The organism is uncultured Duncaniella sp., from assembly GCF_910577345.1.
Taxonomy (GTDB): domain Bacteria; phylum Bacteroidota; class Bacteroidia; order Bacteroidales; family Muribaculaceae; genus Duncaniella.
The window spans coordinates 1-3658 of sequence record NZ_CAJTMT010000062.1; the positions used below are offsets into that span (position 1 = coordinate 1).

Consider the following 3658-nt stretch of genomic DNA (forward strand, 5'->3'; position numbering starts at 1 on the left):
TATGCCAAATGGAATGGTGGATACAGAAATTCATAAATAACAAAAATGACAGATTTTTAAAATCAGATTAAATTATTCCAATCTGTAATTTTTTTATCAGGTTAAATTATTCCAATCTGTCATTTTTTAATCAGGTCAAATTATTCCAATCTGTCATTTTTGTTATTTATGAATTCATGTACCCTCTGTTTTTTCCACGCCGGAATCTATTTCATCTGGCATACGCGCTACAGCGCGTCCCTACAACCCTCGATTTTTCAAGGCATTGGCTATGGATAAACCAGGAGGTGGCCTTGCGATGGTATAGGCCGGGGGTCCGGCAGGACACCGATTTTTTCGTAACCCTGTACATCGAAGCGTAGCGTAGATGTGCAGGGGTAGTGCATCCCAGATGAGGGGTGTCCGCAGGACACCGATTTACTGGTTTGAACGGCCATCATGTACGGTAAATCGATGTCCTCCGGACATCTTTAGGTTATATTGTTGTCTTCCGGGCACATCTACGCTGCGCTTCGATGTACCCGGTTACGAAGAAATCGATGTCCTACGGACATCCCAAGCCCATAGCTATCCAAGCCGGACAACACTAAGCAAACATCAATCTACGCAACGCAATGCAACACATCAAGCAGAGCAATACCATGCTAACATCAACCCATGCAAACGCCAAGCAAATACAAACACCAAGCAACCATACGCAAAACATCAATCCTCGCAACACCATCCAAAATATCAACCCTCGCAAAAACCAAGCAAATACAAATACAAAGCAACCTCATGCAAACATCAAGCAGGGCAATGCCATGCTAACATCAAGCCGGACATCCCAAGCCGGACAACATCAAGGTATTGACCGTCCGCAAGCGGTTAAAAATCATGAATATGCGTGGAGGTACGGCAAAAAATATGTAACTTTGTGAGTTGATTGACATCTTACTATATTTTGATGGTCATTTCTCTATGATTTTGATTGTCATCACAGTGTATTTTGATTGTCATCACAGTGTATTTTGATGGTAATCTTAACCTATTTTGATTGTCATCTAAATATATTTTGATTGACACCTCACTATAGTTTGATTGTCATCACACTATGTTTTGATTGACATCTCATTATCATCAGTATAATTAACCAATTACGGATTTTTCTACAGTTATGCTTGACAAACTCCTCAATTTCTTCATCATAGCCATGTCGGTCATGGCGTTTTCATCGTGTGGCGAGAAGGACGAGCCGCAACCGAAACCCGATCCCGAACCGCAAGGGCCCGTGGAGCGGACTGTGCTTGTCTACATGGTCGCCGACAACAACCTCGGAACCCAGAACGGGCTCAACCGCGCTGACCTGAAGGAAATGCAGACCGGAGCGGCTGAAGGACAACTGAACGGTGGCCGACTGCTCGTCTACCATAATCGTCCCGGAACGGTATCCTCCAGTCCTACAACCCCCAACAACCCGCCCCTGCTCCTCGAAGTGACCCCAACAGGCATCGACACCCTTAAAACCTATCCCGACGACCCGACAATCTATTCGGTCGAGGTAGACCGTATGCGTGAGGTTCTCGCCGACATGAAGACCTACGCCCCCGCCGACGACTATGGTCTCGTGTTCTGGGGCCACGCCACAGGATGGATGACACACGGAGAGGACGACATAGCCATCCCCGGTGTCGCCCCCAAGAAACGCTCCTACGGCTACGACCGCACCAAGTGGATGACACTCGGCTCAATGGCAGAGGCTCTGCGCGACGAGAAGTTCTCGTTCATCTACTTTGATGTCTGCCTCATGGGAACAGTGGAAGTCGCCTACGAATTGCGCCACATCACCCCCTACATCGTCGCCTCCCCCACCGAACTCGAAGGTGAGGGTATGCCCTACCATCTCAACCTCGGATCCTTCTTCGCATCGGGCGAACCTGACGTTGTCGGAATGGCCACAAATACGTTTGAATACTACAACGCCCGTTCAGGCTACAGTTGCCAGATGGTCGTCATCGACACCTCCGCACTCGACAATCTCGCCGACGTATCGCGCGAAGTGTTCGCCACGCAGACCGACTTTCCTGCAAGACTGTGGTTCGTGCAGGAGCTCTCGAAAACCCACCGCCGCTTCTTCGGAGGTAACGACAGTTGCACGGACTGCCATCCCGTCTACGACATGGAAAGCTATTTCGATGTGCTGACCTCATCGCGCCCCGACCTCATGGTCAAATGGCAGAACGCACTTGATGCCACCGTCAAATACAAGGCCACTACAGCCCGCGACTTCACCGGCATATCCATCGGTCACTACTGCGGTCTGGGATCCTACGTCGTCCGCCTCGCCGACCACGGCGACTACCACGGCTACACCTACACCTCATGGTGGAAGGATGTGGTATCGACCGCACCCGTCGTGAACTGAAATCGCCGCCGGGCATTCCATACAAGGGCAAAGCAGGCAATTCCGGCTCCCTCCACATTCCATCGATATTCATAATCATCAATCCAATAAAACAATTTCAAAATTTGCCAGACTGAGATAAACCATGCTACAGTTCGACATTTTACCAACAGACTCCGTCCCCACCGTAAGCGAAGAGACAAGCGCGCTGAAAAACATGTCATTCGACCAACTGATGGACACCCTCATCCATGATGCCGTCCATTTCGCAATCTCGCTTGTGATTGCAATAGTGGTCTTCTATGCCGGTAAGTATATCATCAAGAAACTCTACAGTTTCGTTGTCAATATCCTCAACAAGAGGAACGTCGACCCATCACTCGGCACCTTCATCATGAGCCTCGTCAGAATCGTGCTCTACTTCATCCTGATAGTGACGGTCATCGGCATCCTCGGACTTGAGACAAGCTCCTTCCTCGCACTCTTCGCCTCCGCCGGTGTCGCCATCGGTATGGCACTGAGCGGAACGCTCCAGAATTTTGCAGGCGGAGTGCTCATACTGTTGCTCAAACCCTTCAAGGTCGGTGACTACATCGAGGCCCAGGGCTTTGCCGGAACCGTAACGCGAATCGAGATTTTCAACACCATCATCTGCACCGCCGACAACAAGTCAATCATCATCCCCAACGGCGGACTCTCGACCGGAAGCGTCAACAACTACTCCACCCAAGCCTATCGCCGTGTGGAATGGAAAATCGGCATCTCCTACGGCGAGAGCGTGGAAGCAGCCCGCGAACTTCTCCTCGGCCTTCTTAAGAAAGACCCGCGTGTGCTTCAGGAGAAACCCGCCGACGGCCCAAGCGTGGCAGCTCCGGTGGTCTACCTCGCCTCACTCGACGACTCTGCCGTCACCCTCTCGGTCCGCGCATGGGTGAAGAGCGCCGACTACTGGGGTGTGTTCTTTGACCACAATGAGGAATTCTACAAGGTCATCACTGACCGTCCCGACCTCTCCTTCCCCTTCCCGCAGCTCGACGTGCATGTAGTCCCCGAGCAGAAAGCATAAAGCCGGGTGAAGGGTACATAAAGCCATAAGGTCAGAAGGGACATAAGTTTTTTTAGTTTTGAGTTGTTAGTTTTGAGTTAACAGCAGGAAGTGGACAGGTTTTGAATTTTATAACTCTCTGCTTGCGTCTGTCAACCCAAAACTCAAAGCTCATAACTCAAAACTAAAAAAACTTATGTCCCTTCTGACCTTATGGCTTTATGTGCCCT

General features: G+C 50.0%; 3 protein-coding genes. All 3 read left to right on the forward strand.

Annotated elements, in window-relative coordinates; genetic code table 11:
- Nucleotides 1-614: 614 nt before the first annotated feature.
- The 3 genes from QZ310_RS13590 (at nt 615) to QZ310_RS13600 (ending at nt 3449) form a co-directional block, all read left to right on the forward strand.
- The gene (locus tag QZ310_RS13590) at nt 615-920 is read left to right on the forward strand and encodes a hypothetical protein (protein ID WP_297073821.1); all 306 of its coding nucleotides are present in this window, start codon (nt 615-617) and stop codon (nt 918-920) included.
- Nucleotides 921-1156: 236 nt separating this feature from the next.
- A complete protein-coding gene (locus QZ310_RS13595; RefSeq protein WP_297073822.1) occupies nt 1157-2404 on the forward strand; it encodes a clostripain-related cysteine peptidase in 1248 nt (415 codons plus the stop codon).
- Nucleotides 2405-2528: 124 nt separating this feature from the next.
- Nucleotides 2529-3449, forward strand: a complete 921-nt coding sequence (locus QZ310_RS13600; protein ID WP_297073824.1) for a mechanosensitive ion channel domain-containing protein — start codon at nt 2529-2531, stop codon at nt 3447-3449.
- The last annotated feature ends 209 nt before the right edge of the window (nt 3450-3658 follow it).